The organism is Corynebacterium sp. AOP12-C2-36 (genome assembly GCF_052379185.1).
Lineage (GTDB): Bacteria > Actinomycetota > Actinomycetes > Mycobacteriales > Mycobacteriaceae > Corynebacterium.
Genome location: NZ_JBQSYJ010000013.1, coordinates 81,182 through 87,892, shown reverse-complemented (window position 1 = coordinate 87,892; position 6,711 = coordinate 81,182). Strand labels below are relative to the sequence as shown.

The 6,711-nt window shown below is 61.5% G+C and carries 6 protein-coding genes; 2 read left to right on the top strand and 4 right to left on the bottom strand.

Annotated elements, in window-relative coordinates:
* Positions 1 to 172: 172 nt before the first annotated feature.
* The 4 genes from ACT3UN_RS12220 to ACT3UN_RS12205 are packed head-to-tail and all read right to left on the bottom strand — an operon-like array spanning position 173 to position 5,126.
* A complete protein-coding gene (locus ACT3UN_RS12220; protein ID WP_301494503.1) occupies positions 173 to 2,011 on the bottom strand; it encodes a phosphoenolpyruvate carboxykinase (GTP) in 1,839 nt (612 codons plus the stop codon).
* Between the two features lie 48 nt (positions 2,012 to 2,059).
* A complete protein-coding gene (gene nrdE, locus ACT3UN_RS12215) occupies positions 2,060 to 4,192 on the bottom strand; it encodes a class 1b ribonucleoside-diphosphate reductase subunit alpha (RefSeq protein WP_444657198.1) in 2,133 nt (710 codons plus the stop codon).
* On the bottom strand, positions 4,192 to 4,698 hold the full coding sequence (locus ACT3UN_RS12210; RefSeq protein WP_301494507.1) for a flavin reductase family protein: 507 nt from the start codon (positions 4,696 to 4,698) through the stop codon (positions 4,192 to 4,194). The genes nrdE and ACT3UN_RS12210 overlap by 1 nt, the downstream gene beginning before the upstream one ends.
* Positions 4,695 to 5,126 carry a pyridoxamine 5'-phosphate oxidase family protein gene (locus tag ACT3UN_RS12205; RefSeq protein WP_301494509.1) on the bottom strand — a complete coding sequence of 144 codons (432 nt, stop codon included), beginning with the start codon at positions 5,124 to 5,126 and terminating at the stop codon, positions 4,695 to 4,697. Before ACT3UN_RS12205 ends, ACT3UN_RS12210 begins: the two co-directional genes overlap by 4 nt.
* Positions 5,127 to 5,204: 78 nt before the next feature.
* Between ACT3UN_RS12205 and nrdI the strand changes: the two genes are divergently transcribed.
* A complete protein-coding gene (gene nrdI, locus ACT3UN_RS12200; protein ID WP_301494511.1) occupies positions 5,205 to 5,663 on the top strand; it encodes a class Ib ribonucleoside-diphosphate reductase assembly flavoprotein NrdI in 459 nt (152 codons plus the stop codon).
* A gap of 10 nt (positions 5,664 to 5,673) precedes the next feature.
* The gene (nrdF, locus tag ACT3UN_RS12195; protein WP_301494513.1) at positions 5,674 to 6,696 is read left to right on the top strand and encodes a class 1b ribonucleoside-diphosphate reductase subunit beta; all 1,023 of its coding nucleotides are present in this window, start codon (positions 5,674 to 5,676) and stop codon (positions 6,694 to 6,696) included.
* Positions 6,697 to 6,711 lie beyond the last annotated feature (15 nt).

Genomic DNA, 6,711 nt, shown 5'->3' with positions numbered 1-6,711 from the left:
GGTTTAATGGCCTGCCCCGCTACGGTGCCCGGTAGTCCAGTGCCGTGGGGGCCTCTTCACGCTCGTCAGCGACATCGTCCTCACCGTCTCCGGGGCGGGGAATACGGTTACCACCGCACTCGGGGTAGGTCCGTTGGCCAGCGCGTCTGAGAAAGGATCAAATACCCGACTGTCACCGGAGTGCAGAGACCGCGTCCGTCATCCTCCGGTGCGCTTCGGTGATCGCTGCCGGAACTCGACTGAACAGTCCCAAGTGCTCGGACCTTGCCAGCATCTCCTCGTTCCACCGCGCCGGGTCGACACGGAGCAGCCGGTCACGGTCGACAGGGCTGAGATCTGCAGGTTCCAGGCCACGGAGATTCAATTCTCCGGCGGAAGGCACCATACCCACAGGCGTGTTCACCCCGTGGACATCCCCTTCCCGGTATTCCAGGATCCACAACAGCGCACGAAGATTCTCCCGGAATCCCGGCCACAGGTAGTGCCCGTCCTGTGGGTCGCGCTGGAACCAGTTCACGTGGGCGATCGTCGGAGGATCAGAAAGCTTGTCGAACATGTCGAGCCAGTGCTGCAGGTAATCTCCTTCACCGTACGACATGAACGGTCTCATGGACATTGGGTCGTACCGGAGGCGGCCCTCCACACCTTCTGCAGCGAACGTCGCCTCAGCCCCGAGAGTGAAACCGTCATAGACGCCGTCAGCCACGCTGTCGACCACGCGGGCAAGCGGCTCGCGGTCCCGGGTCCGTCCACCGAAGATAATCAGGTCGACGGGTACACCCGCGGGATCGTCGGCATCGTCGGCGATTGTGGTGACGTTGGAGAGACCACTCGTGAAACGACCGTTCGGATGAGCCCACGGGTTGCCCTCCTCGCCGGGAGCGCGGTCGTCAATCAGTGTCCCTGTCCAGTCTCTCCATCCGGATGTGTCTTCAGGCGGTTCTGGTGTCCGGCCTTCCCACCACACCTCCCCGGTGTCGTCGTTGTACGCGACATTGGTGAAGATGGTCCCGCTTCCCGGTACCACAGCCTCCATAGCTGCAGGATTGGTCCGATCGTTGGTGTCGCGTGCTACCCCAAAGACCCCGTTCTCCGGGTTCATCGCGTAGAGGCGCCCATCCTCACCCACCCACATCCACGCAATGTCATCACCGTAGAAACTCACCCTGTACCGTTCTCCCAGGGCATCCGGCGGGAGTGTCATCGCCAGATTGGTCTTGCCCGAGGCGCTCGGGAAGCCGCCCGCAACGTGCCAGGTCTTTCCCGTCTCCGTGTCGGTGATCCCCATCAGCATGAACTGTTCTGCAAGGAACTTCCCTGACTCTCTCCCATCATAGGACGCCAACCTCAAGCCGTGGGCGATCTTACCCAGCAGGGCATTTCCACCATACGCAGAACCGTAATGCAGGATCATGCGCTCATCGGCGATGGTGGCGAACATCCGCCGATCCTCCGCAGTACCCTGCCCCAACCTGTCGAGATCTCCGGTAACGTGCACACCACGGACGAAGAAGTCCCCTACGCCTGTGATGTAGTCGGCACCAACGCGTGCCATTCGCATCATCTGGAGAACGACAGTCCGGTCGTCAGTGAGTTCGACGCCGACGCCGTACCGCGCGAGTGGGCTACCGGGCACAGCCATCAGATACGGGACCACATACATCGTTTTCCCTCTCGATGCTCCGGCCATACACCCGACGATGTCACGCTTCACCTCGTCTGCGTGCCTCCAGTTGTTGTAGATTCCCCGGTCAGCAGGATCTGACGTCGCGACGATGGTGCGTTCCTCGGAACGGGCGGTGTCGCGGATATGCGACCGGGAGTAATAGCGGCGATCTCCGGCATACCGGAGTTCTCCAGCCTCAAGTGCCTCGTCTGTGAGACGCTGGTCGTCATCGGCGTCGATGATCTCGATGCGGTCCGGCTCGGTAATCTCCGCCCATTCGCGGATGAAGTCGTGAACTGCAGCGTTCTTGATATCCGCTCCAGTTATCTCCCCGGTGTAGGTCATATCTGTCTTCCTCTTTCCTGTTTTATCGTGTCAGTGAGACTCGCCCCGTCAGAGCATGCAGCTCACGCAGCCTTCGACCTCGGTTCCCGCCATGGCCGTCTGGCGCAGCCGGATGTAGTACAAAGTCTTGATGCCCTTGCGCCAGGCGTAGATCTGCGCCTTGTTGATGTCACGCGTGGTGACCGAGTCCTTGAAGAACAACGTCAACGACAGCCCCTGGTCCACGTACTTCGTCGCCACCGCATAGGTGTCGATGATCTTCTCGTAGCCGATCTCGTAGGCATCCTCGAAGTACTCGAGGTTGTCGTTGTCCATATGCGGCGCCGGGTAGTAGACACGACCGATCTTGCCTTCCTTGCGGATCTCGATCTTCGACGCGATCGGGTGAATCGACGACGTGGAGTTGTTGATGTAGGAGATCGATCCCGTCGGCGGCACTGCCTGCAGGTTCCGGTTGTACAACCCGTCAGCCATCACCGCCGCCTTCAGTTCGGCCCAGTCCTCGTTGGTGGGGACGTGGATCGAGGAGCTCTCGATGATGGCCGCGACCTTCTCGGTGCGCGGCTGGAAGGTCGCGGGGTCGTAGGCGTCGAAGAACACCCCGGAGGCGTAGTCGGAGTTGGCGAAGTTCCGGAACGTCGTGCCACGCTCGCGGGCGATGGCGTTGGACGCCTTGAGGCATTCGTACATCACCGCAGCGAAGTAGACGTTGGTGAAGTCCAACCCCTCGTCCGACCCGTAGTGGATGTGCTCGCGTCCGAGGAACCCGTGCAGGTTCATCTGCCCCAGTCCGATCGCGTGCGATCCGTCGTTGCCCTCACGGATCGACGGCACCGAGTCGATGGCGGTCTGGTCCGACACCGCGGTGAGACCACGGATGGCCGTCGCGATGGTCCGGGAGAAGTCCTCGGAATCCACCGCAGCGGCGATGTTCAACGACCCCAGGTTGCAGGAGATGTCCTCACCGACCTGAGAGTAGGTAAGGTCATCGTTGAACTCGCTGGGGGTGGCGACCTGGAGGATCTCCGAGCACAGGTTGGAATGCGTGATACGCCCCTCGATCGGGTTCGCCCTGTTCACCGTGTCCTCGAACATGATGTACGGGTAACCGGACTCAAACTGGATCTCGGCGAGGGTCTGGAAGAACTGGCGGGCGTTGATCTTCCTCTTGCGGATCCGCGGATCCTCGATCATCTCCTCGTAGTGCTCGGTCACGGAGATGTCGGCGAAGGGGCGCCCGTAGATGCGCTCGACGTCGTACGGGGAGAACAGGTACATGTCGTCGTTACGCTTGGCCAGTTCGAAGGTGATGTCCGGGATGACGACACCCAACGACAACGTCTTGATCCGGATCTTCTCGTCGGCGTTCTCGCGCTTGGTGTCGAGAAACTTCATGATGTCCGGGTGGTGGGCGTTCAAATACACCGCACCGGCCCCCTGACGTGCACCGAGCTGGTTGGCGTAGGAGAAGGAGTCCTCCAGCAGCTTCATCACCGGGATCACACCGGACGACTGGTTCTCGATGTGCTTGATCGGCGCCCCGGTCTCACGCAGGTTACTCAGCAACAGCGCCACACCACCGCCACGCTTCGACAACTGCAGCGCGGAGTTGATGGAACGGCCGATGGACTCCATGTTGTCCTCGATGCGCAACAGGAAGCAGGACACCGGCTCGCCCCGCTGTGCCTTGCCGATGTTCAAAAAGGTCGGCGTGGCCGGCTGGAACCGGCCGCCGATGATCTCGTCGACAAGATGGCCGGCCAGTGTGATGTCACCGTCGGCCAGACCCAGCGCGACCATGCATACGCGGTCCTCGTAACGCTCGAGGTAGCGTCGTCCGTCGAAGGTCTTCAGCGTGTAGGACGTGTAGTACTTGAAGGCACCGAGGAACGTCTTGAAACGGAACTTGTGGGAGTATGCGCGCTTGAACAGCGCCTTGATGTCGGCGAACTCGTACTTGCCGAGCACCTCCGGGTCGTAGTACTTGTTGTCGACCAGGTAACCGATCTTCTCTTCCAGGTCGTGGAAGTAGACGGTGTTCTGGTTGACGTGCTGCAGGAAGTACTGGTTGGCGGCCTCACGGTCCTTGTCGAACTGGATCTGACCGTCGGCATCGTACAGATTGAGCAGCGCATTGAGCTGGTGGTAGTCCAGCTGATCTGCCTGCATTGTGGTAGTCATCAGTACTCGCTCTCCGATCCGGACTCTGCGACCGTCCAGTTGAATGACCTGTCCCGGTACAGCGCCGGTGGCCCGGGGGAACCCGGGATCCAGGTGGCCTGTACCGGGCAGATGAACAAGGCACTTCCTGCAACGGGGATGGTCCTGGTCACCCGAGTGAGCAGGCACCCGTACACACCGTCGACCTGGGGAAGCCCCCCGAGACCGGTCTGCCACTCGACCTGCGCAAACCGGTCCGCACCGTGTTCAGCGCATGTCCGTGCAGCCTCGACTCCCTCGGTCGACATCGCGTGGACGAGGACCTGCTCCGCGGCAAGAAACTGCGGCAGCACCGACGCACTCTCCCGGAGAGAGAAAGCGACTGTCGGCGGATCCGAGGACACCGACGTCAACGACGACACCGTCGTACCGACCGGACTACCGTCCGCGTCCCTCGTCGTGACGATCCATACGTCCTGCGGAACGCTCCGGAACAGCGTCCGGAATCCTGCGGCCGTCACCGTCATTCCGAGGACCCCGGGGTCTCGTCGGTGATCACCGTTCCTGCCTTCTTCCCGGATGCCAGGGAGAAGATCGTGTCCAGGTGGATCAGGACGGCACGCTTCGGTTCCTTCATTCCGTTGGCGGCAGCGAACTCCAGGCAGTTGTCCCACGCCGGGCCGTCAGTGACCGCTTCGGCACGGCCGAGGAAGCGGTAGCCGTCGAGCGCCTCACGGTCGATCACAGCCACGGCGACGCGTGACCCTGCCTCAATATTCTCGAGGTGCTGGCCACCGGTGTTCTCGTTGTAGATCAGGGTGTGGTCGTTGTAGACACGGAGCGACCGTTTCGGGCCGATATTCGGGGTTGTCGGGTCACTAACCGTCGCAAGGATCGGCAGCTGGGTTCCGAGCATGCTTTTCATGGGTTCCGTGATCTTTGTCTCGTGGGACATCAGTTCTCCTTCGGTAGTGGGGACAAGGTCACGTCGGCGATCGTAGCACGGTGTTCATTACATGGTACATTTGAGTTCATGCCATTGAACTTCGACTCACGGCGCGGTCCGCTGCTCGTGTACTTCTCTTCGGTGTCAGAAAACACGCGCCGGTTCATCAGCAAAGTCGGTCTCCCATCAGTCCGGATACCCCTGCGACGCGGTGAGCCCCCACTCGCGGTCCGCCAACCATTTGTTCTGGTAACCCCGACCTACGGTGGCGGCGCCGCAGAAAGAACCGTCCCTCGCCAGGTAATCCACTTCCTCAATGAGCCGGAGAACAGGCAGTGGATCCGCGGCGTCATCACCGCCGGGAACACGAACTTCGGTGCCGCCTACTGCGCCGCAGGGCCGATCATTGCAAGGAAGTGTGAAGTACCGGAGCTCTACCGCTTCGAGCTTCTCGGCACCCGACGCGACGTGGACACCGTCCGCGACGGCCTCCTGCGCCAGTGGGACCGACTCTGTGCCGGCCCCCGACCACTACCCCAGCCATAAAGGAGAATCCATGACCTACATCGACCATTCCCAGACTCCCCCGCAGTGGCAGAACGGGTCGGATGTGCCCCTCCGTCCAGTGAACTGGAACCGGATCCAGGACTCCAAGGACCTGGAGATCTGGCAGCGATTGACGAGCAATTTCTGGCTGCCGGAGAAGGTCCCGCTGTCGAATGACCTCAGCAACTGGTGGAGCCTCACCGACCGGCAGCGGACGCTGACCACGCGGGTGTTCACCGGGCTGACCCTCCTCGACACCGTCCAGGCGACCGTCGGCGAGATCAGCCAGATTCCCGACGCCCGCACCGAACACGAGCAGGCCGTCTACGCCAACATCGCCTTCATGCAGGCGGTTCACGCCCGTAGTTACAGTTCGGTATTCAGCACCATGTGCAGCTCAGCCGAGATTCAGGACGCCTACACCTGGTCCGTGGACAATACGGTACTTCAACGCCGTGCCACCGACGTCATGGCCCACTACCGGTCAGACGATCCTCTGAAACGCAAGGTCGCGGCGACCCTGCTGTCGTCCCTACTCCTCTACGCAGGGTTCTACCTGCCTCTGTGGTACTCCAGCCGAGGGGTGATGATGAACACGGCGGACATGATCCGTCTGATCCTGCGCGACAAGGCCGTGCATGGCTACTACTCCGGATACAAGTACCAGCAGGGCCTGGAGGCACACCCTGAGCGCGCTGGAGAAATGGAGGACTTCACCCTGAATCTCACCGCGGAGCTCCTCGCCCTGGAGCGCGAGTACTCCGAGGACCTCTATCAACTCGTCACCGACGAGCCCGGCAACAGGCTCAGGTACTCCGGGGTCGATGCCTTCGTCCACTACAACGCAGACAAGGCCCTGATGAACCTCGGATACGCCCCGCAGTACGACAAGGAATCCGCAGGAGTCGAACCGGAGATCCTCGCCGCACTGTCACCCGAATCCGCCGAGACCCACGACTTCTTCAGTGGCTCAGGCTCCGCCTACGTGATCGGGCGTACCGAGGCGACCGAGGAGACCGACTGGTCGTTCTGACCGCCCTAACTGCCG

What these genes read in the sequence shown, in the direction of transcription:
- ACT3UN_RS12220 (WP_301494503.1), bottom strand. Translation starts at nt 2,011, where the DNA reads ATGACCTACACCGGGGAGATAACTGGAGCGGATATCAAGAACGCTGCA.
- nrdE (WP_444657198.1), bottom strand. Translation starts at nt 4,192, where the DNA reads ATGACTACCACAATGCAGGCAGATCAGCTGGACTACCACCAGCTCAAT.
- ACT3UN_RS12210 (WP_301494507.1), bottom strand. Translation starts at nt 4,698, where the DNA reads ATGACGGTGACGGCCGCAGGATTCCGGACGCTGTTCCGGAGCGTTCCG.
- ACT3UN_RS12205 (WP_301494509.1), bottom strand. Translation starts at nt 5,126, where the DNA reads ATGTCCCACGAGACAAAGATCACGGAACCCATGAAAAGCATGCTCGGA.
- nrdI (WP_301494511.1), top strand. Translation starts at nt 5,205, where the DNA reads ATGCCATTGAACTTCGACTCACGGCGCGGTCCGCTGCTCGTGTACTTC.
- nrdF (WP_301494513.1), top strand. Translation starts at nt 5,674, where the DNA reads ATGACCTACATCGACCATTCCCAGACTCCCCCGCAGTGGCAGAACGGG.